This is a genomic window from Ochrobactrum teleogrylli (assembly GCF_037482325.1).
Taxonomy (GTDB): Bacteria; Pseudomonadota; Alphaproteobacteria; order Rhizobiales; family Rhizobiaceae; genus Brucella; species Brucella teleogrylli.
Window position 1 is genome coordinate 172,102 of record NZ_JBBHKQ010000002.1, and the last position, 25,754, is coordinate 197,855.

Genomic DNA, 25,754 nt, shown 5'->3' on the forward strand with positions numbered 1-25,754 from the left:
GGCGATCCCTATGCCCGATATCTCAAGGCAAATATTCAGGAATTGAAACATGCGAGCGGCACGCTCTGCCTATCCGGTGGTTTGGCGTATCATGGATGCGCTGGAAGCAATCGCAGCCTTTCTATGGCCCGCGCGGTTTAACCGTGCTGTGCCCTATCTGATGCTGTTTCCGGCCATCGTGTTGGTGGGCTTGCTGGTGCTCGGTCTGATCCAGATAGCAGACACCAGCCTGCGTACACTCGACACGTCAACCTTCCTGATGTCGGACTATTACACGCTCGCCAACTACAAGCGCGCCCTGACGGAATCCCTCTTTGCGACAGTTGCCTGGCGCAGCCTTCTCGGATCGCTCGTCGTTACGCTTTTCACGCTCATTCTGGCGTTTCCCTATGCCTATCTGATGGTCAGAACGCCTTCGGCGGCCTTGCGTAAATTCCTGCTGATAGCGCTTTTCCTGCCATTCTTCATCGGGCAGGTGGTCCGCGCTTATGGCTGGCTCATCATTCTGGGCAATCAGGGCATGGTGAACGAGGCGCTCGGTCTCGTCGGTATCCCACCCTTGCGCCTGCTTTATAACTATCCGGCAGTTCTGTTCGGACTGGTGCAATATATGCTGCCATTCGCGGTTCTGATGCTGGCTCCAGCACTAACCGCCATACCAGAAGAAATGGAAGCGGCGGCAAGTTCGCTTGGTGCGAACTGGATGCGGACATTTGCGCATGTTGTTCTGCCCATGGCGCGTCCCGGCCTGATTGGCGCGGGGCTGGTGGTGATGACGCTTTCGCTGACCGATTTTGCCATTCCGGCAATCCTTGGTGGCGGCTCTCAGGACTTTATCGCCAACGCCATTTATGACCAGTTCTTCCGCACATCCGATCAGGGGCTGGGCGCGACTTTGGCGCTGCTTCTGGTCGGTGTCGGTTCCATTCTTGTCGGGATCGTCTTTACCCTGTTCGGTGCGGGAACGCTCGCCATGGGGAGGGCGCGCAAATGACCGCTCCATTGTCCAAGTCTGTCGTTATCTGGACCTTTGTAATTGCGGTGCTGGTGCTTCTCTCTGCACCAACAATCGTGGTTCTTGGAGCGTCCTTCACGTCGGGCAATATGATCACCTTCCCGCCCGAAGGGTTTTCCTTGAAATGGTATCAGAAGATCGTCGGGACAAGCGATTTGTGGGATGCATTCCTGCGTTCCCTCTACGTGTCCTTCATCTGTACCATCGTCGCTATTCCTGTCGGAACGCTGGCCGGTATCGCACTGGCGAAATATGCGGTGCGCTTTGAAAAGACGATCCAGATCTATCTGCTGTTGCCGTTCACGATCCCACTGATCGGTTCTGGTATCGGCCTGATGCTGGTCTTCGGGCATGCCGGTATTCTGGGTCAACTTTGGCCAGTCGGGATTGCAGCCTGCGTCATCAATCTGCCTTTCATGATCTGGGCTGTGACGGCAAGTGCGGCCAATCTCGATGCTGACCTTGAACTGGCCGCCGCAAATTGCGGCGCAGGGCCGATATCGACATTTTTCTTTGTGACGCTCCCGGTCGTAGTGCCGGGTGTAATCAGCGGATCGTTGCTGATGTTCATTCTGGCGCTCAACGAATTTCTGGTGAGCCTGCTTCTGGTTGACGCCCGTATCGTCACCCTGCCGGTGCAGATTTACAATTCGATCCGATCCATCATCACGCCTGACCTCGCAGCGATTTCTGTGGTTTTCATCGCCTGCGCCGCGTTTGCTATCTTCCTGCTCGACCGTCTGGTCGGGCTCGACATTTTCCTGAAATCGAAATGATCAGCTGCGTCCCCAACGCAGCGAGCAAGGAGCCGACTATGTCCGATGTAACCTTTCACGAACTGGCAAAGCTGGACGACGCCAAGCGCGCGGAGCTTTTGAAGCGTTCGGAAACCGATCTCTCAGGCTTTATCGAGAAAGTGAAACCGATCATCGAAGCCGTTCGCACGGAAGGCGACGCCGCATTGGTACGGTTTGCACGTGATCTGGACAAGGCCGAAGTTGATCCAGCCAATATCAAGGCAACCGAGGCGGAATTTGACGCGGCTTTCGACAAGGTCGAAAAAGACGTGATCGAAGCCATTCAATTCGGCATCGACAATATACGTCACTTCCATGAAGAGCAGAAGCCGGAAGCGATGTGGCTGAAGGAAATGCGTCCCGGCGCCTATGCTGGCGACCGCTTTACGCCCATCCGTTCGGTAGCGCTCTACATCCCGCGCGGGAAGGGCGCATTTCCGTCTGTCACCATGATGACCGCCGTGCCTGCTGTGGTTGCCGGTGTGCCGGAACTGGCCATCGTTACCCCGCCGACCCCGGATGGCTCGGTGGATGCCGCCACGCTCGTCGCTGCACGTTTGGCGGGTGTCGAAACCGTCTATAAGGTTGGCGGCGCACAGGCCGTTGCGGCCGTTGCCTACGGCACGGAGACGGTGAAACCCGCGCTCAAAATCGTTGGTCCGGGTAGCCCGTGGGTTGTCGCTGCCAAGCGCCTCCTTGGTGGTGTCATCGATCCGGGTCTCCCCGCAGGTCCTTCCGAAGCAGTGATTTTCGCAGACGATACCGTCAAGGGCGGTCTGGCCGCGCTCGACCTTTTGATCGAAGCCGAACACGGTCCGGATTCCTCCGCCTGGCTTGTCACGCATAGCCGTCGTGTGGTTGAGGAAGCACTTGCCGCTCTGCCGTATCATTGGGCACGCATGACGGAACAGCGGGTTGGTTTTTCCAAGACCGTTCTGACCGGCAATTATGGTGGCATCGTCCTGACCTCGTCGGTTGAGGAAAGCTATCGCTTCATCAATGATTATGCGCCGGAACATCTGGAGCTTCTTTCGACCGACCCGTTTGCGCATCTTGGCCACATTACCGAGGCTGCGGAAATCCTCATGGGGCCGCATACGCCGGTGGTCATCGGCAATTTCGGCCTCGGACCGAATGCCGTGCTGCCAACCAGCCGCTGGGCGCGCACCTATGGCCCGCTTTCTGTGACCGATTTCGTCAAGCGTTGTTCCATCGGCTATGTGACGGCTTCCGCTTATCCGGAATTCGCCAAGCACGCCCGCACGCTCGCCCGTTATGAAGGCTTCTCGTCTCACGAAAATGCCGTTTCAGAAATCCGCAAAGACTATCTTTAAGGAAGGTGGGCGCAATGAAAGCGGTCCGGCTTTATGCGGCCAGGGATCTGCGGGTCGAAAATATCGACCCGCCAACGGCGCTTGAGCCGGGCTGGGTCCGGCTGAAGGTTTCCGCTGCGGGAATTTGCGGTTCTGACCTGCACAATTTCTCGACCGGCCAGTGGATCAGCCGTTCGCCTTCGGTTGCGGGGCACGAATTTGCTGGCGTCGTGACCGAGATTGGCACAGGTGTGATCGGGTTCAAGCCGGGCGATACGGTCATTGCCGATTCCAGATATTGGTGCGGCGAGTGTCCGGCTTGCCAGAGCGGTCGACACAATGTCTGTTCCACTCTCGGATTTATTGGTGAGGTTTGTGACGGCGGTTTTGCCGAGGAGACGGCGCTGCCTGCCCGGTTGCTTGTCCAATATGCTCCCGACATCAACCCGATTGTCGCCGCGATGGGCGAGCCGCTTTCGGTTGCGTTGCATGCCATTCGCAAGCAGCGTGTGCCGCCCGGCGAGGCAGTTCTGGTTGTGGGGTGTGGGCCGATTGGCGGGCTTGTGGCTTTATTGCTTTCCCGTTTGCACTACGGGCCGGTGTTGGTCTGTGATCGTAATGAACAGCGCGTTGAACTGGTTTCGAGAGTAACCGGCGCAATCAAGGTGGAACTCGACAAGCCTGCTCTGGAGCGTGCGCTTTCAGGTAAAACCTTGCGTTATGCCATTGATGCGACGGGCAATATCGCCGTTTTGAACGCGATCATCGATGTCCTGTCCGGTGGTGGTTCTCTGGCGCTCGTCGGGATTTCGCACGGCAAGATCGAGCTTGATCCAAATATTCTGGTTGAGCGGGAAATCAGTCTGATCGGTTGTCATGCCTATCAGGACGAACTTCAGGAAATAGCGGCTTTGCTGCCAGAACTGGAGGCATCGTTGGTGAAACTGATCGATCGCGAGATTTCACTTGATGAAGTGCCGGAGGCTTATGACCGCTTGCTGGCGGGCCAGGCCGAAGGGCTGAAAACGATCATACGGATAGGAGCATAGTCGCGTCATGAGCTCTGCCGGTAAATCGGATGCGGATCATCGTTCGGCGATGGAATTGCCCGAAACGGCAGGGCCCCTTTACGAGAAGGTGAAGGCCCAGGTTCTCGAAAATATTCGGTCCGGACGCTGGCCCGGCAATTTCCGCCTGCCATCCGAGCATGAGCTTGTAGAGGCGCTTGGCATCTCCCGCATGACCGTCAACAGGGCGCTGCGCGAGCTGACAGATCAAGGCATTTTGAAGCGTATTCAAGGTGTTGGTACATTCGTTTCACCGCCAAAGCCCGAAACGACGTTGATCGAAGTGGTGAACATTGCCAATGAGATTGCAGCGCGAGGCGCGACGCATCGCGCGCAGGTGATTGCGCTCGATATCGTGCAGCCGGATGCGGCGCTGCTGAATGCGTTTGAACTGCAAAGCCCGATAGCTGTCGCGCATTCAATCATCGTACATTTCGAAAACGATGTGCCCGTGCAACTGGAAGAACGCTTCGTCAACACGCAACTGGTGCAGGATTATGAACTGCAGGATTTCCGCACCATGACGACCTATGATTATCTGCAGAAAAGCACGCCGATGACGGAAGTCGAACAGGTGATCTCAGCAGTGACTGCGAATGCGCAGATTGCCGACCTGTTGCAAATCGAGGTCAACGCGGCCTGCCTCCACCTCGACCGTCGCACATGGACCAGAGAGACGGTCGCGACCGTCAACAAGCTGATCTATGCGGGTGATCGCTATCGCTTGGGCAGTCGCTACAAGCCTGAAATTTACAGATAGTCCACCGGGTTACCGATACTCAGCGCGTTCGAACCATCTCGATATTGCTATGCTGAATGCGTGCTTTGAGCAGATCCTGCCGCGAGACCAGACCGACGACTTTGTGTGACTGCGGGTCGAGAATGGGAATGCGCGGAATGCCTCTCATAACCATCAGATCGGCGACCTCGCCAAGCGGCGTCGAGGTAAAGGCTGTGGGTTGCGAGGCGTCGGAGAGGGTTTCGGCGAGCGATGCGGCCACCGGAGCGCCCGACACCTGCCATTGCAGAACTTCCGATCTGGAAACAAGACCGAGCAAGCGCCCGTCCTCGCTCAGAACAGGATACGCTCTGTGGTGTGCGTCTTTCGTAAAAAATGCAATCGTCTCGTCAATCGACTGTTTTCCCGACAGACATTCCGGCGCAGGCGTCATGACGTGCGCAGCCTGTAGAAATGCAAACGGGTCTACCGAATATTACTGCAAGATATGGCGTCCGCGGCGCGCAATTTTCTCTGTCAGAATGGAGCGGTTGAGAATGAGGACGCTGACGGCATAGGCTGACACTGACGCGGCAATGGTCTCGGGCAGGGCGACGAAATGACCGGTCAGTTCGACCGCGAAGATGGTGCTCGTCAGTGGCGCGCGCATTGCGCCGCTTAATATACCGGCCATGCCGATCATGGCCCAGAAGCCTGCGCCGCCAGACAGGAACTGCTCAATCAGTCCACCCAGTGCACCGCCAAGCAGAAGAAGCGGGGCGAGGACGCCGCCTGACGTGCCGGAGCCAAGCGCAATCAACCAAACTGCCGCCTTGACCACCAACAGCAATGCGATTGCCTTCATGGTCATGGAACCATCCAGCAATTGTTGGATGCTGGCACAGCCTGCACCGAGCAAGCGGCTGGCGTTGCAGACAAAGGCCCTGCAAATGGTCAAGGACGAGATCGTCATGTTGCCGCTGCATCAACAGCCGATGGCGTGGGTCATGTCGAATAAGATTGATCATATCGTCCAGTTGCCAGACAACAAGCCGCGTCACTGGCTGACGCATTTTGCCGAATAGTCTCATTAAGACGCTCCGGGGCACGCCGTTCCGGAGCGTCCTGTTCCCAAGGAATTCACATGCTGGTTTTTATCATCAAGCGTCTGGGCAATGCCATCATGGTCATGCTGGCTGTTGCCTTGCTGGCCTTTTTGATTTTTCGTCTGGCGGGCGACCCCGTCGAGATGATGGCCAACGAACAGATGACACAGGCCGACCGCGATAATCTGCGTGAGCGTCTGGGGCTTAACGATGGCCTGATGACACAATATACCCGGTTCGTGGTGAACGCCGCTCAGGGCAATTTCGGCATTTCCTATCGCAATGGTCAGGATGTGCTTGGCCTTATCGCCGAGCGGTTTCCGGCAACACTGGAACTGGTGCTGGTGGCCACCTTGATCTCGTTGTTGCTTGGCCTTCCTCTTGGCGTACTAACAGCAATTAAACGTGGCAAATGGTATACGGAGGGATTACAGTTTCTCTCCATTGTCGGTGTTTCGCTGCCAAGTTTTGTGGTCGGTATACTGCTCATTCTGGTCTTTTCGGTCACGCTTGGCTGGTTCCCGGCATTCGGACGGGGTGATGTCGTACAGCTTGGCTGGTGGTCCACGGGATTGTTGACGCATTCCGGTCGTATCGCGATTTTGCTACCGGCCATTGCGCTCTCGCTTTATCAAGTCACGCTTGTCATGCGTCTGGTTCGCGCAGAAATGTTGGAAGTGCTGCGTTCGGACTACGTGAAATTCGCCCGTGCCCGCGGTATTCCGCGCTGGCGTATCTATTTCCGTCATGCGCTTCGCAACTGCCTTATGCCGGTTGTGACGATGACAGCGATGAATGTCGGTTCGCTGATCGCCTTCGCGCTGATCACCGAAACCGTGTTTCAATGGCCGGGCATGGGCATGTTGTTCATTCAGGCCGTTACCTTCCTCGATATCCCGGTCATGGCAGCCTATCTCTGCATCATTTCCTTCATCTTCGTTGTACTCAACACTTTCGTGGACATTGCCTATGCGGTGATCGATCCACGCCTGCGCACGGCGCGTTGAGTTGCCCATGGAACCGATTGTGGAGTTAAAGCCGATGAGCACCCCAACCACGCAAACCACTACCATCTCCCGCCCGTCGGTTGTACAGCGGATTCGTAAAAGCGACTTGTGGTGGTCGTTCACACACAGCAAGACCGCAATGATCAGCGCAGCACTGCTCGCAATCCTGATCCTGACGGCATTGTTTGCACCCCTCATTGCACCGCAAAACCCCTATGATGGCGCTGCACTCGATATGTGGAAAGCAGAGCTGCCGCCTATCTGGGAAGACGGCGGCGAATGGCCCTTCCTGCTGGGCACCGACACGCAAGGGCGCGATATGCTGTCAGCCATTCTTTATGGCACGCGCATTTCCATCGTTATCGGCATCGCTTCCGTTGTGCTTTCCTTGGTCATCGGCATGAGTGCCGGTTTGGTCTCAGGCTATTTCGGCGGTTTTATCGACAATCTACTGATGCGCATCGGCGATATCACGCTGTCGATCCCGACCATTCTGGTCGCCATTCTGGTTTCAACCGTCGTGCGACAGATGTTGCCTGTCAGCCTGCGCGAGGTCGGAGCATCCGCGGTTCTCATTCTGGCCATCGCGCTCTCCGCATGGGTGCAATATGCCCGTACTGTCCGCGCTCAGGCCATCGTTGAAACCGGCAAGGATTATGTGTCCGCCGCCCGTCTGATCGGCGTTCCGGCGCGCCGCATCATGGCGAGACATATTCTGCCCAATACGCTGACGCCCATCATGGTGGCGGCAACGCTTAACTTCGGCATGGCCATTCTTACCGAAGCCACGCTGTCCTTCCTCGGTATCGGCATGCCGCCGAGCCAGCCTTCTCTCGGGACACTGATCCGTATCGGCAACCAGTTCCTGTTTTCCGGTTCCTGGTGGATCGTGCTCTTCCCTGTCATTCAGCTCTGCCTGCTGGTCGTGGCCGTCAATATGCTTGGCGACTGGCTGCGCGATGCTCTCAATCCGAAACTGAGGTAATATCGATGAACAATCTTTTGCTCCGCAATGTGCGCCCTATGGCTGGCGATACGTGCGATGTCTTGATCAAGGATGGGAAGATTGCGGGTTTCGGACGGTTCGAGGCAGAGCCGGGTATGGCCATCGAAGATGGTGGCAATGCAATCATGGCGCCTGGCCTGATTGATGCGCATACGCATCTCGACAAGACGACCTGGGGCATGCCCTGGCATGTCAATAATCGTGCCGCGATCCTGCGCGAACGTATCGACTTCGAACGCGAGCACCGGCTGGAAATCGGCCTTGATCCGCATCGTCAGTCAATGCGTCATGCAATCGGTCTTGCTGCCCATGGCGCAACGCATATCCGCAGCCATGTCGATATCGACCCCACTCATGGATTGTCATTGGTCGAAGGCGTCTGGGCAACACGCGAGAAGCTGAAAGGCATCATCGATATCGAGATCGTTGCATTCCCGCAGTCGGGTCTGGTGGTCATGCCTGGTACGGAAGAATTGCTCGATGAGGCCTTGCGTCAGGGTTGTGAAGTTCTGGGTGGTATTGATCCATGCGGTATTGATCGCGACCCAAAGGGTCAGCTCGATATTCTGTTCGCGCTCGCACTCAAGCACGGCGTACCGATTGATATTCATCTGCATGAGACCGGCGATCTTGGCGCGTTCACGATGGAACTCATCTTTGAGCGCATTCGCGCCAACGGTATGGAAGGGAAGGTGGCGATCAGCCATGCTTTCGCGCTCGGCATGAATGATTATTTGCGCGTCGGCCAGTTGATCGAACAGATCGCGGCTCTGGATGTCGCAATTCTGACGACCGGCGCGCCATCGGCCACGGTGCCGTCGATCAAGCGCCTGAAGGAAGCGGGCGTGCGCATTGGTGGTGGTTGTGATGGCATTCGCGACACCTGGGGACCTTGGGGCCAGCCGGATATGCTAGACCGTGCCAAGATCATTGGCATGAAAAACGGTGTCCGCTCGGACCATGATCTGGAACATCTCCTGTACATCGTCTCTCAAGGCGGCGCGGATGTGATGCGTCTTGAAAACTATGGTCTGGATGTGGGCTGCAATGCCGACTTTACCCTTCTGACGGGTGAAACATTGGCCCATGCCGTGGTGGATATCGCACCGCGCCCTCTGGTGGTCAAGAACGGTCGCGTCACTGCACGCAACGGCGTTGCTGTGGTGGAGATGCCGTGATGAACAATGCTATTGACACATTAACCCTCGGTCAGCGTCCTGATGGACGGACTTTGATTACCGCCAGTTGGGTGGTTGGGCACAAGGATGGCGGCCATACGCTTTTACGCAATGGTGAAGTCGTTTTTGAACACGGCGAGATTGTCTTTGTTGGACATGGCTTCACCGGGGAACTGGCGCGCCGCATCGATTTCGGCAATGCGCTAATCTCGCCGGGTCTCATTGATCTTGATGCCTTGTCGGACCTCGACACTACCATTCTTGGCATAGACAACCATCCTGGTTGGGCCAAGGGTCGCGTCTGGCCACGGTCTTATATCGAGGCTGGCCCTTATGAGATGTACAGTCAGGACGAGCTGGCTTTTCAAAAGCGCTTTGCGTTCGGCCAACTCCTGTTGAACGGGATCACCACGGCAGCGCCTATCGCCTCTCTATTCTATCGAGAATGGGGCGAAACAGTTGCCGAGTTCGATGCTGCTGCCGAGGCGGCTGGTGAACTGGGGCTACGCGTTTACCTGAGTCCTGCCTACCGTTCCGGCGGTATGGTTCTGGAAGAACCGGGAAAGATTATTCCGGTTTTCGACGAAGAGCGTGGTTTTCAGGGGCTAAAAGACGCCATTGCCTATATCGAGCGCCAGAATGGGCGTCACGGCGATCTGGTGCGCGGTATGTTAGCCCCGGATCGGGTCGAGACTTCGACACTTGGATTGTTGCAACGCACTGATGCAGCGGCGCGCGATCTTGGCTGCAAGTTCCGTCTTCACATGGCTCAAGGCACGATGGAAGTCGATACTGTGCGGATGCTGCATGGCTCGACTGCTCCGGTCTGGCTTGCGAAACATGGTCTGCTCAGCGACCGGATGATTGCACCTCACGCGACGAACGCAACGGATGAAGATCTGGGGCTCTATGCGGCCAATGGCGTTTCCATTGTGCATTGTCCGCTGGTATCGGCACGCAGCGGTTCGATCCTCAAATCCTTCTCCGCTTGCCGCAAGCGGGGGATCAATATTGCCATGGGCACAGATACCACGCCGCCAGATATGCTCATGAATTTGCTGACGGGCCTTATCGCTGGCCGCATCGCCGATGGCGCGCCGGATCGTTTGCGGTCAGCGGATCTTTTTGACGCGGCGACCATTGGTGGCGCAAAAGCACTCGGACGCGATGATCTCGGTCACCTCTCACGGGGTGCGAGAGCGGATATAGCGATCTTCGATCTCGACGATACCATCATGGCCGCGACAGTTGACCCCATCACGACCATTGTCACTGGCGGTTCGGGCAAGATCACGCGCGCGGTCTTTGTCGATGGCCGCGCTTCCATGATTAATCGAAAGCTTGCGGGGTTGGATATGGAACAAGCTCGTCGTCAGGCACAGGCCCAGTTCGACGGACTTATCGCCAAATATCCCGAGCGCAGCTGGAACCATCCTCCTGTCGCGGAAATCTTCCCTTCCAGCTATCCGATAGAAGGTGATTTCAATGCATGACATGCAAGAACCAATCATTGAAGTGCGCAATCTGCGCGTGGATTTTCCAGGGCGTCATGGCACGGTTACCGCTCTATCAGATGTCAGCCTGTCGATCCGGCCCGGTGAAATCCTTGGTGTTGTGGGTGAATCCGGTGCTGGCAAGTCGATGACCGGTCTGGCCATTCAGGGCCTGCTGGAAGCGCCTGGGCATATCGCCGACGGTGAAGTGTGGCTTGGCAAGCGCCGGATAGACACACTGGATGACCGCGCCATGGAGAAAATTCGCGGACGTGAAATCGGCGCGATCTTTCAGGATCCGCTCACCTCGCTCAATCCGCTGTTCACGGTGGGCGCGCAGCTTGTCGAAACGATCCGGCGGCATCTTGGTCTTGGCAAGGCTCAGGCGCGTGAACGGGCTATCCAGTTGCTGCGCGATGTTGGCATTCCTTCGCCGGAGGACCGCGTCAACCAGTATCCACATCAGTTCTCGGGCGGTATGCGGCAGCGCGTGGTAATTGCACTTGCACTTGCCGCTTCCCCTAAGCTCGTCATCGCCGATGAACCGACGACGGCGCTGGACGTATCGATCCAGGCACAGATCATTTCGCTCCTGCGGAAGCTCTGCAAGGAAAAGCAAACCGCTGTTATGCTCGTTACGCACGATATGGGAGTGATTGCCGAAGCCGCTGATCGCATTGCCGTGATGTATGCGGGGCGACTGATTGAGATCGGGCCTGTCGAACAGGTTCTGCATAAGCCGCGTCACCCCTATACACAGGGCTTGATGGCCTCGATCCCGTCGCTTGGTGCGCGCGTGGAAAAGCTGAATCAGATCGATGGCTCAATGCCGCGTCTTGACGCTATTCCCAAGGGTTGCGCTTTCAATCCGCGTTGCAAGGTGGCGGTGCCACGTTGCCTTCAGGAGCGTCCCGAACTCAACCTTGTCAGTCAAAACCCCAATCTTGGCGCTAGCGCTTGTTGGCTCAACGCAGGAGGCAGCCTATGACGAACCCGTCGAAAGAAACTGCGGCTTTGACCGTCGAGCGTCTGGTCAAGACATTTGATGTCTCTGCTCCATGGCTCAACAGAGTGATAGAGCGCAAGCCGCGTCAGTACCTCCAGGCTGTCAACGATATCAGCTTTACGGTGCCAGCAGGTGGTTGTCTGAGCATCGTTGGTGAAAGTGGATGCGGAAAGTCAACCGTAGCGCGACTGGTCACTGGATTGCATGGTGCGACAAGCGGCCAAATGCGGTTTGCGCCCGGCAAAAGTGGTGCGCCATTGACGGCGCAGATGATATTTCAGGACCCTTATGCCTCGCTCAATCCTCGTTGGCGCGTCAAGAACATCATCGCTGAACCATTGCGGGAATTGAAACTGCGTAAGACGGCGGCGGAAGTCACCGAGCGCGTGGAGGAACTTCTGCGTACTGTCGGGCTTTCACCCTCCGACGGCGAAAAGTTTCCGCATGAGTTTTCCGGTGGGCAACGGCAGCGCATTTCAATTGCGCGTGCCTTGGCGAGCGAGCCTGAGTTTCTTGTTTGCGACGAGCCGACTTCGGCGCTGGACGTTTCGGTGCAGGCGCAGGTGCTCAATCTTATGCGCCGCTTGCAGGATGAGCTGGGCCTGACCTACCTCTTCATCAGCCATGATATGAGCGTCGTTCGCCACATGTCCGATCGTATCGCGGTCATGTATCTGGGGCGGATTGTTGAAGAGGGTAATACGGAAGAACTCTTCGCGCAGCCGCGTCATCCCTATACGCAGCTTTTGTTGCAGACGATCCCCAACATTGAATCTCCCAATCGCAACCGCACACCGGCAAGCGGTGAAGTTCCAAGCCCGCTGAAACCGCCTTCGGGTTGCACATTCCATCCGCGGTGTCCGTTTGCGGTGGCGCGCTGTGCGCAAGAAGCGCCGAAGATGCAGACTTTGTCGAATGGCACACGCGTCGCCTGTCATTTGGTGGAAGAGGCCGCAGCAGCTGCCTGATATAGGTAGGGTGTTCAGGCACCGCATTGGGCTACTGTTGCACGTTTAAAGCAGGTGCCGAGATCTGCGGATAAGTGCTCCAGTCGGGATTAAAGCGGGTTGTTAAATTGTCGACAATATGAAATATTATTGTAGATAATAAATCAGGTTCTGGGGACGTGATGGAATTCGATTTTGAAGAGTTGGACCCTCAAAGCCGTTACAGGCTCCTGACGAATTTCATCGGTCCACGACCGATAGCACTTGTGACAACCCGTTCACCAGCAGGCCATAGCAATGCCGCGCCGATGAGTTTCTTCAACGTGTTTTCGCACGACCCGGCCATTGTCGTTCTGGGCATTCAACCACGTCTTTCCGGTGAGGAGAAGGACACGCTGGCGAATATCCGTCGCACCGGCGAGTTCGCAATCAGCATGGTCGACATGGCATTGTCGGAACAGATGCTGATCTGCGGATTGGGTTTCGACAGCGAAGTCGATGAGCTTGAGATGGCCGGGCTGTCAGCGACACCCTGCCAGAAAATCGATGTCTCTTTTGCTGAGCAGGCACCTTGCACCTTCGAGTGCCGTGTCGAACGTGTGATCGATTATCCGCGTCGCGCGCTTATCCTGGGTGAGGTGGTGCATATGCACGTTCGTCGCAATTGTCTGGATGCCGACGGCCACTACGTCGATCCCGAATTCTATCAACCGATTGCCCGGCTTCACGCCGACAATTACATCACTTCAGATCGTCAGTTCGTTTTGAAGGCACCGACCATCGCCGATTTCGTGAAGCCGGAAAACTAGGCCAGAACGACGGTTCTTCGAGAATTTTTACCATGCACATTCATCTGATCAATCCTAACTCAACAGCGTCTATGACAGCGCAAGCTCTTGATAGTGCTCTGCTCGTCAAACACAGCAGCACCACGGTCTCAGCCTCAAATCCTGCCGACACGCCTGTCAGCATTGAAGGCGGAACCGACGAAGCACTGGCTGTGCCGGGCATGCTTGCGGAAATCCGAAAAGGTGAAGCGCAAGGTGTGGACGCCTATGTGATCGCCTGCTTTGACGATCCCGGCCTGCATGCGGCGCGAGAGATCGCGAAGGGTCCGGTACTGGGTATTTGTCAGGCGGCGGTACAGGTGGCCATGACGATCAGCCGGCGCTTTTCAATTATCACGACCTTGCCGCGGTCGGTTCCGATCATCGAAGATCTGGTCAGTGATTACGGCGCAGAACGTCATTGCAGAAAAGTGCGTGCGATCAATTTGCCGGTACTCGGCTTGGAAGATGATCCTGCGGAAGCAGAACGGCTTTTGATCAACGAGATCGAACTCGCCAAGCGCGAAGATCGGGCAGAGGCGATCATTCTCGGCTGCGCGGGCATGACGTCCTTGTGCGACCGGTTGCGGGATGCAACGGGCGTTCCGGTGATCGACGGCGTTGCGGCGGCGGTGAAGCTTGCCGAAGCTTTGGTCGGAGCGGGCTACGCGACTTCGAAGGTGAACACCTATGACTATCCGCGTGTGAAGACGGGCAATACGGACGCCATCTGCGGAATTTGTGCCTGAATTAGAAGCATCACGATGTATTGTTGACAATTTTGTAGGCGCTTTGCGGTTGCAATAGTTGACTTTTTCGGTCGCATCACGCTTCCTGAATCGGAACGGGAGCAAGACCATGACTGATCAGACAGGTGTCTCGACGCAGCAGATTGTTGAGAAAGTATGGCTATCCATTGCCGAGCGCCGTCTGCGTCCGGGGGTGCAGCTTAAAGAAGAGCAGATGGCGACGATTTTTCACGTCAGCCGTGCGCGTATCCGTCAGGCGCTTGCCGCGCTTGAACGGGAAGGGCTTGTCACGATTATTCCCAATCGCGGCGCTTTTGTTTGCAAGCCGACCGTGGAAGAAGCGCGGGATGTGTTCTTCGTACGCCGGACTGTTGAGCGTTGTGTGGTCGAGCGCCTTGGGCGTTCTCCGTCAAAGGACAAGATCAAGATTTTGCGCGAACATGTTGCGAAAGAACGTGTCGCCAACAAGAACAATGTCACGACCGATATTATCAAGCTGTCAGGTGGTTTTCATCTGCTGCTGGCCGAATTGACGGGCTCTGATTTTCTGTTCACAACGATGCGCGATCTCATTTCGCGCACCTCTCTCATCACGGCTGTCTACCGCAATACCAACCGCTTCAACTGCGGGCCTGATGAACACGCGGAGATTGTGGAAGCGATTCTGCATGGCGACGTCACAAAGGCCGCCGATCTGATGGCACACCACCTTGAACATGTGGAATCCGAGCTCGACCTGCGGGAAATCAATGATCTCTCCCATGATTTAAGTGCCGCACTTGCCTAAATGGGAGTGAACGGAAAACGGGCGATATTCTTTTTCGTCCGTAGCCGTTGTGATTGATGGCGGATACGCTATTACTAAAATATTTCAATGAGTTGTTAGCAAAGTAAGCCAACCGGTTATTGCCGGTTGGTTTGCTTTTGTACCGTCTGCCTATGGCGCACACGGCGATTTTTCGACCAAAAGCGGAATAAGTTTCGGGTGGAAATGTAAGTTTCATCCCCATAGCAAAGAAATCCGCCCGCGATCTTGACATATGTCATAAGTTGGAATTAGCTTGGTTGAAATTGAGCAGATGTCGCTTCGAGGAGACCCTTGTGAGGGTGGAGCACATCGAGCTTGGGAGGAAATATTTGTGACTGGATTGTACACTGCAATCTTGGATTGCGTGATCGCGTGCGGCTGTGTTTCAGGCGCAGCATCTGCCTGTCTGTGGCAGGGCGTGGATCAGAAACTGACTTGTGCCTTGCAGGGTTCTTCGTCCGAACTGGTGAAGTCTCTATGAGTTACGAGTTCAGTTTCAGCTTCCTCAGCCAGTATTGGCCGCTGCTGCTCAAAGGTACTTTGGCGACGATCCAAATGTCCCTGATTGTCACGGCGCTGGGCTTCGTGCTGGGCACGATCTGTGCGGTTGCCAGCATCAGCAAATACAAGTTCCTGCGCATTCTCGTGGCGATCTATGTCGAGGCGATCCGCAATACACCTCTGCTCGTGCAGCTGTTTCTGGTCTATTTCGGACTGTCTTCCATGGGCGTCAAATTTTCCGCCCAGACCTCGGCGCTAATCGGCCTGACCATCAATGTTGGCGCTTACTCCAGCGAGATCATTCGCGCGGGCTTGCAGGCCATTCACCCCGGCCAGCTGGAAGCTGCTGACACACTGGGACTGTCCCGGCTGCAAATGCTTGCAGGGATTATGCTGCCGCCAGCACTTGAGAAGGTCTATCCCGCGCTCGTCAGTCAGTATGTGCTGTTGATGCTGGCAACAAGTGTTGCATCGCAGATATCGGCTGAAGAGCTGACCGGAGCTGCGTCCAGAATCCAGTCGACGACCTTTCGTTCTTTCGAAGTCTATCTCGTCATTCTGGTGATTTATCTCGTTCTTTCCCTATTGATGCGGGGACTGTTCAAGCTTCTGGGGTTGGCGTTGTTTCCACGCAAACGCCGTCTTGGCACCAATCTTTAGGAGGTCGGGATGTTTACGAATTTCTCCTGGATTCACATCGAAGTTCTGCTTCAAGGCTTGGTCTGGACAGTTCTGCTTTCGATCATCGCCTTCATATTCGGCGGCCTGCTTGGCTTTGCCGTGGCGCTGGCTGGAATAGCAAAGAACAAGGCTTTGGTTGCTCTGGTCGATGGTTATACCGTTCTGGTGCAGGGCACACCGGTTCTGATCCTGATGTTCATCGTTTACTTCGGTTTGCCGGTCTTCGGCATTGAAGTTTCGTCACTTTTTGCGGCCAGCGTTGCGATGACGATCTTCGCGAGCGCCTTCCTTGGCGCTATCTGGCGGGGCAGTCTGCAATCAGTGCCACGCACGCAGTGGGAAGCATCCGATTGTCTGGCCCTGACTGGATTGCAGGGGCTGTTCCTTGTCATCATGCCCCAGGCTATTCGCATCGCAACGCCGCCAACAGCCGGCTTCATGGTCCAGATCGTCAAGAACACGTCGCTCGCATCGATCATCGGCATGGCCGAGATGACCTATATCGGCAAGGAAATCAACGCTTCGACGTTCCAGCCCTTCACGACCTATCTCGTGATCGCATTCTTCTACTTTTGCATTTGCTTCCCGCTCTCAGCGGCCAGCCGGAAATTCGAGAGGATGTACAGTGTCAGCCGTCGTTAAGTTTGTTGACGTTCATAAAAGCTATGGCTCGCTGCCAGTGCTGAGAGGTATCAATCTCGAAATTGAGAAGGGACAGGTTGTTGCTCTGATCGGACGAAGCGGTTCCGGCAAAAGCACAGCGCTTCGCTGTGTCGACCGGCTCGAAACCGTCAACAGCGGGGATATCTGGGTTTGCGATCATCGTGTCAGTGATCCCAATATCAATCTGCGCGCGCTCCGACAGGATGTTGGCATCGTCTTTCAAAGCTACAACCTCTTCCCGCATCTGACGGTTGAACAAAACATCACTCTGGCGCTGCGCTGGGTCAAGAAACTGACAAGAACCGCCGCGCGCGAAATAGCCGAGACGGTTTTGCGGCAGGTTGGACTGGCGGAAAAGATAGATTCCTATCCCGAGCAATTGTCCGGCGGACAACAGCAACGTGTAGCCATTGCCCGATCACTCGCGATGAAGCCGAAGGTCATGCTGTTCGACGAGGTCACTTCGGCGCTGGACCCTGAACTGACCGGAGAAGTGCTGAAGGTCATCGAAGATCTGGCGCGGGGTGGCATGACGATGCTGCTCGTCACCCACGAAATGGATTTTGCCCAGCGCGTGGCAGACAGAATTGTCTTCATGCATCAGGGCCAGATTTGCGAACAGGGCGAGCCGACAATTTTGGCAAGCCCGCAAACACCTGAATTGCGCAGCTTCGTTGGCGCGCATCACTGAACATCCGATCATAAGCATGTGGTGTCGATGATGAGCGACATCATCAACAACAGGAGGAGGAAATATGACTATTCTGAACAAGAGAAAATTTCTGGCAATAATGGGACTTGGCATCGGTATGGCGGCCATGATGCCCCAGACCTCTTTTGCCGATCAACTGGATACGATCCGCCAGAAAGGCAAGCTGCAGGTCGCCATTGATCTTGGCAATCCGCCCTATGCGATGCGCGATGCACAGTTCCAGCCGACCGGCTCGGAAGTCGAAACAGCGAAGCTGTTGGCCAAGGACCTGGGCGTGGATGTGGAGTTCCTGACGGTTCCAACCTCGGGTCGCATTCCGTTTCTTGTCTCAGGCAAGGCAGATTTGGCGGTGTCCACGCTTTCAATAACAAAGGAGCGGCTGGAGGTTGTTGATTTCAGCATTCCCTATGCTGAAACCGCAATCGTCGTTGCAGCACCCAAAGAAGCAAAAGTGAAATCCTATGCGGATCTAACCGATGCATCGGTTGCGGTCACGCGCGGTACGGTCAACGACACCAATCTGACGGAAAAGACGGCGGATGTTGCCGGCGTCCAGATCGTGCGGTTTGAGGACGATCCAACATCGAGTGCGGCAGTCACCAGCGGCCAGATTGCAATTTATGCAACGTCCCGCCCGCTTCTGACGGAATTGATCAAGGCCAATCCCAAGCTCGACCTCGAAGAAAAGTTTGTAGCCAAGGCTTACCCGCTGGGTATTGCACTCCGCAAGAACGAGCCGAAGCTCAAGGAATGGATCGACGCGTGGATCAAGACCAATCTCGACAACGGCAAGCTGATCGACATTTACGAAAAATATCATGGCGCTCGTCTGGACCCGCAGAAACTGCTGGCCAGTGACTTGCCTCGGTCGTGACACAACTGCCGTGGCGGGGCTGTGAAAGACACGACCCGCCACGGTGCTGGTCTGAATACTGATGGAACGGAACCTTGCTCTTGAGAACTTGGACGACCCCGAAGCCAGCAGATTGGAGCGCATCCCGAAAAGCATGAAACAGCTTTTGGAAAAGATGCGCGTTAAAACAAACATTTAGAGCGCCGATCTGCTCCGGTCAGATCGAAACGAGCTCTAAGGTGCAGGAATGAAATTATGACAGACAAGTTCAGTGTGAGAGACAAGATCGCCATTGTAACAGGCGGGTTGGGGCAGCTCGGAACCCAGTTCAGCAAGTCGCTTGCAGAAGCTGGCGCGAAGGTGGCGATCTTCAGCCGCCGGGCAATCGACGCTGCCGATCTCGAAGCGAAGTTTCCAGGCTTGACTAAGAACATTCGCGTTTATGTCGCGAGTGTTACGGACAAGGCCAGCCTTGAGCAGGCAACCGAACAGCTCATCGCCGATTGGGACGTGCCGCATATTCTGGTCAATAATGCAGGCATTGATTCAAAGCCCTCGGGTTCGGCAGACCAGAACAGTCCATTTGAAATCTATCCGCAGAAATACTGGAACGAGATCATCGAGACCAATCTGACGGGTGTGATGCTGTGCTGCCAGGTCATCGGCTCGAAGATGGCCGACGCCAGACGCGGCAGCATCATCAATGTCGGTTCGATCTACGGTATCGTTTCTCCCAATCAGGCGCTCTATGCGTATCGCGAGGCACGAGATGGCGAGCCTTTCATCAAGGCCGTCTCCTATGCGGCTTCCAAATCCGGTCTTGTCAACTTGACTCGGTATCTCGGCACTTATTGGGGAACCAAAAATGTCCGAGTGAACCTGATTTCGTTCGGTGGCGTGAAAACCGCAAACTTTGACAAGGAATTTGTGGATGCGTTTCTCGAACGCGTTCCGATGAACCGACAAGCAGAGATCGATGAATATAATGGCGTGATACAGTTTCTGGCATCCGATGCCTCGTCATATATGACAGGTTCGAATGTCGTTGTGGATGGAGGCTTTACGGCATGGTGACAGAACAGGCAGACAATCGATATCTGACGAGGCGCGCGTTACCTGATCGTGACAAGCTGCACGTCTCGGTCGTTGAGGCGCTGGAAGCTCAGATACTTTCCGGCAAGCTCAAGATTGGCGATCGTCTGCCTGCCGAAGCCGCAATGGCGCGTGAATTCAATGTAAGCACGCGATCTGTTCGTGAAGCGCTTCAAATTCTCGAAACAAAGGGTCTCGTTCGCCGCAAACACGGTGAAAGAGCGCTTGTTGTGCGTGACGATGTCGGAGAATTTCTCGGTTCGCTTGCCACGACTGTCAAACAGCTCTTTGCCAATAACTCCGACTATCTCGTCCAACTGATGGATGTGCGCCGGATCATCGAGACGGAAGTCGTGACGCGACTGAGTTCGGAAGACCTGGTGATGACGCCGGAAGTTGACGAAGCGCTTGCCAGTATGAGGACTGCAACTGACGCCAATGACATGGCCCGTTTTACCGACAGCGATGCCGCTTTTCATCTTGGGCTCGTGCATTCCGTGGGCAACGAGATCCTCAATGTCGTCTATGATAATCTTTTCTCGATCATCATCGATGTCATCCGGGTTACGAGCCGTGTGCCCAACAAATCGCTGGAAGACGGGTTTGCCGAGCATGAGGAAATTTACAACCTCATCAAGGCCAGAGAACCAGATATCGCCCGGCAAGCCATTCGCAGACAGATCGACGAAAGTTCGCGCTATCTCAAGGTCGCACTCGACAATTCAAATCTACAGAACAAGGTCAAAACCAAATGAGCAACTTCGATTATTCCGATACAGACTGGGCGTCGATCGAGCGTCTTTCGAAATGGTATTCCGGCGATGTCCATGACAGTCTTGAACAACTGGGTGGCTGGGGCTATCTGGACGGTATATCGTTACAGGGTGAATTGAAGCCGGGCGAAGTGGTTTGCGGTCCCGCAGTCACGGTGCAGTTTGCGCCAAGCGAACGACGCAATCAGCCGCAGGATGTCTATCACAACGCCATCGACAACGCACCGAGGGGTGGCATTGTCGTCGTGGATGCATCCTGCGCGCAGGGTTCCTGCTCGGGAGAGCTGATGAGCACAGGCGCGAAAACGCGGGGCGCGGCTGCCACGATCGTCAACGGAACGGTGCGTGATATCGCGCAGGTTCGCCATCTTGGCTATCCGCTTTTCGGTCGCGCGCGGTCTCCGGTTTCGGTATCCGGCAAGATGGAACCGAAGCTCTCGCAAGTTCCAATCGAAATCGCCGGCGTGAAGATCATGCCGGGCGACGTCATCTTCGCCGATATCGATGGCGTTGTCGTCATCCCTAAGAACATGGTTGCTGCAGTCGCGGATCAGGCCGACAAGCTGGGCGCAAACGAAGCTTCGGCCCGTGACCGTATTCTAGGTGGTGAAAAGCTCCAGTCAGTGTGGCCGGTGGAGTCGAAATACGGCGCCTGATCAAGCGGCTTCTTGACATAAAAAAGGCCGCCCTTGAGGCGGCCTTTCAACAGTATCGCTGACGAACCGATTACGGTGTCACGTCGAAACCGAACCACTTCTCAGAAAGACGCTTGATGGTGCCATCGGCCTTAGCGGCTTCAATGGCTTCATTGAACATCTTCTGAAGTTCAGGTTCGTTCTTGCGAAGACCAACGGCGACGCCGCGACCCAGAATGCCGCCCTTAAAGAAAGGACCGGTCATGACAATATCTTCATTGCCGGGCTTTTTGGCAGCATCGCTCAGATAAGCCAATGAAGCGACGACAAGATCGACGCGGCCCGACTTGAGGTCGAGGTCGTGCTGATCGGTGGTCTTGTATTCGCGGATATCGGCAGAATCCTTGAAATACTTGTCGAGCAGCGAGAGGCCGAGCGAGGCAGTCTGTACACCGATTGTGCGGCCCTTGATTTCAGCCTTGACGTCGTCAATCGCCTTCTGAGCGGCAGCTTCGTCCTTGGCCAGATAGAGCGTTTCGCCCGTATGTGGTAGCTTGGCGAATGGGCTATCCTTCAGCGTGGCGAAGGTCTGCGGGGTCAAGCCATAAGAGACGGAAAAGTCGATGGTTTCTTCGCGCTTCGGCGTAGCGGTAAGGCCAGCCATGATTGCGTCGAACTTGCCTGCATTCAAGGCCGGGATGATGCCGTCGAAAGGCTGTGCAATCATGGCGCACTCAACCTTCATGCGGGCGCAGAGGTCTTTGCTCAGTTCGATTTCATAACCGTCCAGCGTACCGTCTGGCTTGGTGAAATTATATGGACGGAACGCGCCTTCGGTCGCGATGGTGAGCTTGGTCCACTTCTTCTCTTCGGCATGGGCCGAAGCAGCGGTCACAACGAGGGCCGAAACGAGAAGGGCTTTGAACAATCCCTTGGTCTTCATCTTAATTACCTTACTGCAGTTAAGTGCTGAGCGGTCTTTTGGCATAAATCAGTGACGTTTGAAATAATCAGCCAGCGTTTTCATGGCTGATAAACTTGCGAAAACGCTCTGATCTGGAGTTTGTAAACACCTCTTCGGGCGCACCGTCTTCTTCGACCAGCCCTTGATGGACGAAGACGACCCGGTTCGACACATCACGGGCAAAGCCCATTTCGTGGGTGACGACGAGCATGGTGCGTCCTTCTTCGGCCAAGCCGCGCATGACACGCAGTACCTCGCCGACAAGTTCGGGATCAAGCGCGGAGGTTGGCTCGTCGAAAAGCATCACCTTTGGCTTCATTGCCAATGCGCGGGCAATGGCGGCACGCTGTTGCTGACCACCGGAGAGATGTGAGGGGTAGAAGTCGCGCTTATCTGCGATGCCAACCTTGGCGAGTAGCGCTTCGGCCTCTGCAATGCATTCCGCGCGCTGCCGACCCTGAACATAGATCGGCGCTTCGATGATGTTTTCAAGAATAGTCTTGTGTGACCAGAGATTGAAGCTTTGGAATACCATGCCCAGTTCGGAGCGGATTCGCGAGACCTGCTTCTTGTCGGCGGGATAGGCTTCACCCTTGGAGTTGTTGGCCATCCGGATCGTTTCGCCCGAAACGGTGACGGTGCCGGAAGTTGGAATTTCCAGAAGGTTGATGCAACGCAGCAAAGTGGATTTTCCGGAGCCGGAAGAGCCAAGGATAGAAATGACTTCGCCTTCGCGCGCTTCAAGCGAAATGCCCTTCAGCACTTCATTCGCGCCAAAGCTTTTACGCAGGTTTTCGACTTTTAGCGCCACCGGTGCGTTAGGAGAGATGGCTTTACTCACGATGTTTTTCCTTCGGTGGAGATACGAGCGACGGGCTGGCGCAAATAGGGCGTGAGCCTGTATTCGGCGATCAGCAGCAAGCGTGTCAGAACGAAATTGATAGCAAGATAGATCGCGCCCGCAATCACGAACACCTCAATCACGCGGTAGCTTTCGGCAATGAGCTTGGCTGCAATGCCGGTGACTTCCATGAGCGTGATGATGGAGGCAAGCGAGGTTGCTTTGATCATCGAGATCATTTCATTGCCATAGCCGGGTAGCGCCTGTCGGATAGCAAGCGGCATCACGATCCTGCGGAAGCAGGTGAAACGCGACATGCCACAGGCTTTTGCCGCCTCAATCTGGCCGTGCGGCACAGACAGCAGACCACCGCGAATAATCTCGCTGGCATAGGCTGCATTGTTCAGCGTCAGCGCGATGATTGCGCACCAGTATGGCTCACGGAGAATGGGCCACAAGAACGAATAGCGGATCGTCGAAAATTGGCTGAGACCATAATAGATGATGAAGATTTGCACTAGAAGCGGCGTTCCACGGAACACGAACACATAGAGCCGAGCAAACCAGTCGAGGACCTTTATTCCCGACAACCGCATCATAGCAAACAGCAGGGCAAGAATTGCGCCGCACACGATGGATATGGCCGCAAGCTGCAACGTCAACGGCACCCCGCCCATCATTGCCAGAAAGGATTCTGTGTAGAATTGAAGGTTCATTTTGCCCTCCTGACGCCACGCGAGAAGTGACGTTCAGCGGCTTGCAGGATGCTGCCGGAAACCGAGGAAATCAGCAGATAGAGCGCGCCTGCAATCAGGAAGAAGTTGAAAGGGAGTCCAGTCGAGCCTGCGCCGATCTGCGCCTGACGCAGAATATCGACCACGCCGACAACAGAGATCAGAGCAGATTCTTTCAACGCAACCTGCCAGACATTGCCAAGACCGGGCAGCGCATGGCGCAGGGCCAGTGGCGCGATAATACGACGAAATTTGAGCGCCTGACCCATGCCGCAGGCCGATGCAGCTTCAAGCTCTCCCTTGGATACGGCTCTGAATGCGCCGCGAAACACTTCCGTATGATGCGCACCGCAGGAAATGCCAATGGCCAGCACGCCAGCCAGAAAAGCGGGAAAGCCGATGAAGCCTTGAGCGCCGAAGAACTTTCCAAGCGCCGTGACGGCGGCGCTGCCGCCGAAATAAAACAGATAGATCACCAGAAGATCGGGAACGCCACGAATGATGGTGGTGTAGCCATCAGCAACGCCGCGCAGTGTGCGTCCGCCGGAAATCTTTGCCCAGGCGGCGAATACGCCAATGGTTGCACCCAGCAGGAAACCGACAACGGCCAGCGAGACCGTTACCAAAGCCGCCATCACGAGAACATAGCCCCAGCCGTCGGGGCCGAAGCTTAAAATGTCGAAAAAAGCCTTCATGATGCGTCAGGCCAATTCTTGAAGGATTGATTGAAGTTCATTTCACTTTCCGGCGGTCGCGCTGGACCATGTTTCATTTCGCTGCGACGGGCAGGGCAGGCTGCACACTATCTGGAATAGGATTGACGAAAACATCGCCGTTAAGCCTTTTCACGTGGTCCTGTTTGGCTTCTACAATCCGTTCGGGATGCAAAAACAGTTCCACTGCCGTGCTTCCCATGACCTTTGCAGCATGAGCCATTCCTTTATGAGCCGTAGGCAATTTACCCTGCGCCACCATTTGCCACGAATGGAGCGGCGTGCCAATAGCGCAGGTAGCGCCACGCATCTGCACGGTGGGGACAACCCAGCTCACGCTACCAACGTCTGTCGAACCAACGAGGGAATTGTCTCCCTTATAGGGTTCATAAACATCTTCACAAAGAGCAAGGCCTTCCTTCGGTTCGACGCCGAAACGGCGAAAAGCGTCAGAAATGTCTTCCTTGGTCAGCGTGGCCTGAAAACGCTGTGCCATTTCCTGATCTTTTGCGTCGAATACGGGTGGTCCCAAACGCTCCAGCTCGCGCTGCATAAGCTGTTCCAGCGGCTTGTTGCCGATCAGATTGGCGTCGCCGCTAACAATTTCGCTGCGTACCGTCGTTTCCGTCATAAGCGCTGCGCCGTCGGCGATCTTCTTAACCCGTTCCAACAAGGTCTGCATCACGGGCAGACTCAGCGCGCGGATTAGATAGCGCACGCTGGCCTTGGCCTGCACGACATTGGGCGCGAAACCGCCGGAATCCGTCACAGCGTAATGAATGCGGGCCGAAGAAGGCATGTGCTCGCGCATGTAATTGACGCCGACATTCATCAACTCTACGGCGTCGAGAGCGCTGCGTCCCAAATGGGGGGCGGAGGCTGCATGGGCCGCGCGACCGGTGAAATGAAAGCTTATTTCGTTACAGGCCAGCGATACGGGGTCGTTGACGCCTGCGAAAGGTGCCGGGTGCCAGCAAAAGGCGACGTCGACATCGTCAAAAAGGCCTTCGCGCACCATGAAGCCCTTGGCTGATCCGCCTTCTTCCGCCGGGCAGCCGTAATAGCGCACACGTCCCTTGATCCCATGTGTTTTGAGATACTGCTTCACTGCGGCGGCCGCCAGAAGTGAACCGGCGCCAAGCAGATTATGGCCGCAGCCATGGCCGTGTCCGCCTGCCTCGATGGGCTGTTCTTCTGCAATGCCCGCGATCTGGCTCAAGCCGGGAAGGGCATCGAATTCGCCAAGAATGGCAATGACCGGACCTTCGTCACCTGCTTCGCCCATGACGGCGGTCGGCAGTCCTGCGATGCCGCGCGAGACGCGAAACCCTTCAGCTTCAAGCATTGCAGCATGAGCTGCGCTGGACTCATATTCTTCATAATTGGTCTCAGGATGATCCCAAACCGTGTCGCTGAGTTCGAAATAAGCGGCACTTTTGCCGTCCACAATATCCCAGATATCGTGATGGTTCTTCGCCATAGCTCGCCCCTCCATCGTCTGGCTCCCATTGTATTGAGGTCCGTTATTGTCGCCCTTATGTTCGGGATTGCGCTT

28 protein-coding genes and 1 pseudogene are annotated in these 25,754 nt (G+C 55.6%); 22 read left to right on the forward strand and 7 right to left on the reverse strand.

Going from position 1 to position 25,754, the window contains the following annotated elements; all coding sequences use genetic code 11:
- The first annotated feature begins 49 nt into the window (after window positions 1-49).
- Genes WIX40_RS18340 through hutC form a run of 5 tightly spaced genes read left to right on the forward strand, consistent with a single transcriptional unit; the run spans window position 50 to window position 4,952 of the window.
- Window positions 50-994, forward strand: coding sequence for an ABC transporter permease (locus WIX40_RS18340; protein ID WP_339441269.1), 945 nt, complete (start codon window positions 50-52; stop codon window positions 992-994).
- Window positions 991-1,791, forward strand: coding sequence for an ABC transporter permease (locus WIX40_RS18345; RefSeq protein WP_109366057.1), 801 nt, complete (start codon window positions 991-993; stop codon window positions 1,789-1,791). Before WIX40_RS18340 ends, WIX40_RS18345 begins: the two co-directional genes overlap by 4 nt.
- Window positions 1,792-1,829: 38 nt before the next feature.
- The gene (gene hisD, locus WIX40_RS18350) at window positions 1,830-3,146 is read left to right on the forward strand and encodes a histidinol dehydrogenase (RefSeq protein WP_339441272.1); all 1,317 of its coding nucleotides are present in this window, start codon (window positions 1,830-1,832) and stop codon (window positions 3,144-3,146) included.
- 14 nt (window positions 3,147-3,160) lie between these two features.
- Window positions 3,161-4,174, forward strand: a complete 1,014-nt coding sequence (locus tag WIX40_RS18355) for a zinc-dependent alcohol dehydrogenase (RefSeq protein WP_339441274.1) — start codon at window positions 3,161-3,163, stop codon at window positions 4,172-4,174.
- A 7-nt stretch (window positions 4,175-4,181) separates the two neighbouring features.
- Window positions 4,182-4,952, forward strand: coding sequence for a histidine utilization transcriptional repressor HutC (gene hutC, locus WIX40_RS18360; RefSeq protein WP_339441275.1), 771 nt, complete (start codon window positions 4,182-4,184; stop codon window positions 4,950-4,952).
- Window positions 4,953-4,971: 19 nt separating this feature from the next.
- Here the strand turns inward: hutC and WIX40_RS18365 are convergent, their stop codons facing one another.
- On the reverse strand, window positions 4,972-5,364 hold the full coding sequence (locus WIX40_RS18365) for a CBS domain-containing protein (RefSeq protein WP_339441277.1): 393 nt from the start codon (window positions 5,362-5,364) through the stop codon (window positions 4,972-4,974).
- A gap of 42 nt (window positions 5,365-5,406) precedes the next feature.
- Entirely contained in the window at window positions 5,407-5,883 is a 477-nt protein-coding gene (locus WIX40_RS18370; protein WP_339441279.1) for a chloride channel protein, read from the reverse strand.
- On the opposite strand from WIX40_RS18370, the pseudogene WIX40_RS18375 reads away from it, so the two are divergent.
- The 17 genes and pseudogenes from WIX40_RS18375 to WIX40_RS18455 form a co-directional block, all read left to right on the forward strand.
- Window positions 5,825-5,995: pseudogene (locus WIX40_RS18375) on the forward strand (ABC transporter substrate-binding protein); the annotation flags it as partial. The gene WIX40_RS18370 and the pseudogene WIX40_RS18375 sit on opposite strands and share 59 nt — an antisense overlap.
- A 59-nt stretch (window positions 5,996-6,054) precedes the next feature.
- Window positions 6,055-7,023 carry an ABC transporter permease gene (locus WIX40_RS18380; protein ID WP_339441280.1) on the forward strand — a complete coding sequence of 323 codons (969 nt, stop codon included), beginning with the start codon at window positions 6,055-6,057 and terminating at the stop codon, window positions 7,021-7,023.
- 34 nt (window positions 7,024-7,057) lie between these two features.
- Window positions 7,058-8,008, forward strand: a complete 951-nt coding sequence (locus WIX40_RS18385; RefSeq protein WP_121537984.1) for an ABC transporter permease — start codon at window positions 7,058-7,060, stop codon at window positions 8,006-8,008.
- Between the two features lie 5 nt (window positions 8,009-8,013).
- Complete coding sequence (locus WIX40_RS18390; protein ID WP_339441283.1) at window positions 8,014-9,207, forward strand: amidohydrolase family protein; 1,194 nt, start codon at window positions 8,014-8,016, stop codon at window positions 9,205-9,207.
- On the forward strand, window positions 9,207-10,700 hold the full coding sequence (locus WIX40_RS18395; protein WP_339441285.1) for an amidohydrolase family protein: 1,494 nt from the start codon (window positions 9,207-9,209) through the stop codon (window positions 10,698-10,700). The genes WIX40_RS18390 and WIX40_RS18395 overlap by 1 nt, the downstream gene beginning before the upstream one ends.
- A complete protein-coding gene (locus WIX40_RS18400; RefSeq protein ID WP_339441287.1) occupies window positions 10,693-11,688 on the forward strand; it encodes an ABC transporter ATP-binding protein in 996 nt (331 codons plus the stop codon). Before WIX40_RS18395 ends, WIX40_RS18400 begins: the two co-directional genes overlap by 8 nt.
- A complete protein-coding gene (locus WIX40_RS18405; RefSeq protein ID WP_140025255.1) occupies window positions 11,685-12,674 on the forward strand; it encodes an ABC transporter ATP-binding protein in 990 nt (329 codons plus the stop codon). Before WIX40_RS18400 ends, WIX40_RS18405 begins: the two co-directional genes overlap by 4 nt.
- Before the next feature lie 161 nt (window positions 12,675-12,835).
- The gene (locus WIX40_RS18410; protein ID WP_339441288.1) at window positions 12,836-13,462 is read left to right on the forward strand and encodes a flavin reductase family protein; all 627 of its coding nucleotides are present in this window, start codon (window positions 12,836-12,838) and stop codon (window positions 13,460-13,462) included.
- 32 nt (window positions 13,463-13,494) lie between these two features.
- Window positions 13,495-14,229 (forward strand): aspartate/glutamate racemase family protein, encoded by a 735-nt coding sequence (locus WIX40_RS18415; protein WP_339441289.1) that lies wholly within the window; start codon window positions 13,495-13,497, stop codon window positions 14,227-14,229.
- 109 nt (window positions 14,230-14,338) lie between these two features.
- On the forward strand, window positions 14,339-15,016 hold the full coding sequence (locus WIX40_RS18420; protein ID WP_078337166.1) for a GntR family transcriptional regulator: 678 nt from the start codon (window positions 14,339-14,341) through the stop codon (window positions 15,014-15,016).
- Window positions 15,017-15,514: 498 nt separating this feature from the next.
- The gene (locus tag WIX40_RS18425; protein ID WP_339441292.1) at window positions 15,515-16,198 is read left to right on the forward strand and encodes an amino acid ABC transporter permease; all 684 of its coding nucleotides are present in this window, start codon (window positions 15,515-15,517) and stop codon (window positions 16,196-16,198) included.
- A gap of 9 nt (window positions 16,199-16,207) precedes the next feature.
- Complete coding sequence (locus WIX40_RS18430; RefSeq protein WP_339441294.1) at window positions 16,208-16,861, forward strand: amino acid ABC transporter permease; 654 nt, start codon at window positions 16,208-16,210, stop codon at window positions 16,859-16,861.
- Complete coding sequence (locus WIX40_RS18435) at window positions 16,845-17,573, forward strand: amino acid ABC transporter ATP-binding protein (protein ID WP_339441296.1); 729 nt, start codon at window positions 16,845-16,847, stop codon at window positions 17,571-17,573. Before WIX40_RS18430 ends, WIX40_RS18435 begins: the two co-directional genes overlap by 17 nt.
- A 64-nt stretch (window positions 17,574-17,637) precedes the next feature.
- A complete protein-coding gene (locus tag WIX40_RS18440) occupies window positions 17,638-18,468 on the forward strand; it encodes a transporter substrate-binding domain-containing protein (protein ID WP_210237295.1) in 831 nt (276 codons plus the stop codon).
- A 234-nt stretch (window positions 18,469-18,702) separates the two neighbouring features.
- Window positions 18,703-19,521, forward strand: coding sequence for an SDR family oxidoreductase (locus WIX40_RS18445; protein ID WP_339441300.1), 819 nt, complete (start codon window positions 18,703-18,705; stop codon window positions 19,519-19,521).
- Window positions 19,515-20,294: a FadR/GntR family transcriptional regulator gene (locus WIX40_RS18450; RefSeq protein ID WP_339441301.1), complete on the forward strand. Its 780-nt coding sequence runs from the start codon at window positions 19,515-19,517 to the stop codon at window positions 20,292-20,294. The genes WIX40_RS18445 and WIX40_RS18450 overlap by 7 nt, the downstream gene beginning before the upstream one ends.
- The gene (locus WIX40_RS18455) at window positions 20,291-20,968 is read left to right on the forward strand and encodes an RraA family protein (protein WP_339441303.1); all 678 of its coding nucleotides are present in this window, start codon (window positions 20,291-20,293) and stop codon (window positions 20,966-20,968) included. The genes WIX40_RS18450 and WIX40_RS18455 overlap by 4 nt, the downstream gene beginning before the upstream one ends.
- A 70-nt stretch (window positions 20,969-21,038) precedes the next feature.
- Here WIX40_RS18455 and WIX40_RS18460 read toward each other — a convergent pair whose 3' ends face one another.
- The 5 genes from WIX40_RS18460 to WIX40_RS18480 all read right to left on the reverse strand — a co-directional run bounded on the left by WIX40_RS18460 (window position 21,039) and on the right by WIX40_RS18480 (window position 25,679).
- Window positions 21,039-21,890 (reverse strand): transporter substrate-binding domain-containing protein, encoded by an 852-nt coding sequence (locus tag WIX40_RS18460; protein WP_339441305.1) that lies wholly within the window; start codon window positions 21,888-21,890, stop codon window positions 21,039-21,041.
- A gap of 67 nt (window positions 21,891-21,957) precedes the next feature.
- Window positions 21,958-22,752: an ABC transporter ATP-binding protein gene (locus WIX40_RS18465; RefSeq protein WP_339441307.1), complete on the reverse strand. Its 795-nt coding sequence runs from the start codon at window positions 22,750-22,752 to the stop codon at window positions 21,958-21,960.
- Complete coding sequence (locus WIX40_RS18470) at window positions 22,749-23,468, reverse strand: ABC transporter permease (protein ID WP_339441309.1); 720 nt, start codon at window positions 23,466-23,468, stop codon at window positions 22,749-22,751. The genes WIX40_RS18465 and WIX40_RS18470 overlap by 4 nt, the downstream gene beginning before the upstream one ends.
- The gene (locus WIX40_RS18475) at window positions 23,465-24,181 is read right to left on the reverse strand and encodes an ABC transporter permease (RefSeq protein ID WP_109366020.1); all 717 of its coding nucleotides are present in this window, start codon (window positions 24,179-24,181) and stop codon (window positions 23,465-23,467) included. The genes WIX40_RS18470 and WIX40_RS18475 overlap by 4 nt, the downstream gene beginning before the upstream one ends.
- A 73-nt stretch (window positions 24,182-24,254) precedes the next feature.
- Window positions 24,255-25,679, reverse strand: a complete 1,425-nt coding sequence (locus tag WIX40_RS18480; RefSeq protein WP_339441311.1) for a M20 family metallopeptidase — start codon at window positions 25,677-25,679, stop codon at window positions 24,255-24,257.
- Between the last annotated feature and the right edge of the window lie 75 nt (window positions 25,680-25,754).

Excerpts from the sequence above, each read along its gene's own strand:
- WIX40_RS18340 (WP_339441269.1), top strand. The coding sequence starts at position 50 with ATGCGAGCGGCACGCTCTGCCTATCCGGTGGTTTGGCGTATCATGGAT.
- WIX40_RS18345 (WP_109366057.1), top strand. The coding sequence starts at position 991 with ATGACCGCTCCATTGTCCAAGTCTGTCGTTATCTGGACCTTTGTAATT.
- hisD (WP_339441272.1), top strand. The coding sequence starts at position 1,830 with ATGTCCGATGTAACCTTTCACGAACTGGCAAAGCTGGACGACGCCAAG.
- WIX40_RS18355 (WP_339441274.1), top strand. The coding sequence starts at position 3,161 with ATGAAAGCGGTCCGGCTTTATGCGGCCAGGGATCTGCGGGTCGAAAAT.
- hutC (WP_339441275.1), top strand. The coding sequence starts at position 4,182 with ATGAGCTCTGCCGGTAAATCGGATGCGGATCATCGTTCGGCGATGGAA.
- WIX40_RS18365 (WP_339441277.1), bottom strand. The coding sequence starts at position 5,364 with ATGACGCCTGCGCCGGAATGTCTGTCGGGAAAACAGTCGATTGACGAG.
- WIX40_RS18370 (WP_339441279.1), bottom strand. The coding sequence starts at position 5,883 with ATGACGATCTCGTCCTTGACCATTTGCAGGGCCTTTGTCTGCAACGCC.
- WIX40_RS18380 (WP_339441280.1), top strand. The coding sequence starts at position 6,055 with ATGCTGGTTTTTATCATCAAGCGTCTGGGCAATGCCATCATGGTCATG.
- WIX40_RS18385 (WP_121537984.1), top strand. The coding sequence starts at position 7,058 with ATGAGCACCCCAACCACGCAAACCACTACCATCTCCCGCCCGTCGGTT.
- WIX40_RS18390 (WP_339441283.1), top strand. The coding sequence starts at position 8,014 with ATGAACAATCTTTTGCTCCGCAATGTGCGCCCTATGGCTGGCGATACG.
- WIX40_RS18395 (WP_339441285.1), top strand. The coding sequence starts at position 9,207 with ATGAACAATGCTATTGACACATTAACCCTCGGTCAGCGTCCTGATGGA.
- WIX40_RS18400 (WP_339441287.1), top strand. The coding sequence starts at position 10,693 with ATGCATGACATGCAAGAACCAATCATTGAAGTGCGCAATCTGCGCGTG.
- WIX40_RS18405 (WP_140025255.1), top strand. The coding sequence starts at position 11,685 with ATGACGAACCCGTCGAAAGAAACTGCGGCTTTGACCGTCGAGCGTCTG.
- WIX40_RS18410 (WP_339441288.1), top strand. The coding sequence starts at position 12,836 with ATGGAATTCGATTTTGAAGAGTTGGACCCTCAAAGCCGTTACAGGCTC.
- WIX40_RS18415 (WP_339441289.1), top strand. The coding sequence starts at position 13,495 with ATGCACATTCATCTGATCAATCCTAACTCAACAGCGTCTATGACAGCG.
- WIX40_RS18420 (WP_078337166.1), top strand. The coding sequence starts at position 14,339 with ATGACTGATCAGACAGGTGTCTCGACGCAGCAGATTGTTGAGAAAGTA.
- WIX40_RS18425 (WP_339441292.1), top strand. The coding sequence starts at position 15,515 with ATGAGTTACGAGTTCAGTTTCAGCTTCCTCAGCCAGTATTGGCCGCTG.
- WIX40_RS18430 (WP_339441294.1), top strand. The coding sequence starts at position 16,208 with ATGTTTACGAATTTCTCCTGGATTCACATCGAAGTTCTGCTTCAAGGC.
- WIX40_RS18440 (WP_210237295.1), top strand. The coding sequence starts at position 17,638 with ATGACTATTCTGAACAAGAGAAAATTTCTGGCAATAATGGGACTTGGC.
- WIX40_RS18445 (WP_339441300.1), top strand. The coding sequence starts at position 18,703 with ATGACAGACAAGTTCAGTGTGAGAGACAAGATCGCCATTGTAACAGGC.
- WIX40_RS18450 (WP_339441301.1), top strand. The coding sequence starts at position 19,515 with ATGGTGACAGAACAGGCAGACAATCGATATCTGACGAGGCGCGCGTTA.
- WIX40_RS18455 (WP_339441303.1), top strand. The coding sequence starts at position 20,291 with ATGAGCAACTTCGATTATTCCGATACAGACTGGGCGTCGATCGAGCGT.
- WIX40_RS18460 (WP_339441305.1), bottom strand. The coding sequence starts at position 21,890 with ATGAAGACCAAGGGATTGTTCAAAGCCCTTCTCGTTTCGGCCCTCGTT.
- WIX40_RS18470 (WP_339441309.1), bottom strand. The coding sequence starts at position 23,468 with ATGAACCTTCAATTCTACACAGAATCCTTTCTGGCAATGATGGGCGGG.
- WIX40_RS18475 (WP_109366020.1), bottom strand. The coding sequence starts at position 24,181 with ATGAAGGCTTTTTTCGACATTTTAAGCTTCGGCCCCGACGGCTGGGGC.
- WIX40_RS18480 (WP_339441311.1), bottom strand. The coding sequence starts at position 25,679 with ATGGCGAAGAACCATCACGATATCTGGGATATTGTGGACGGCAAAAGT.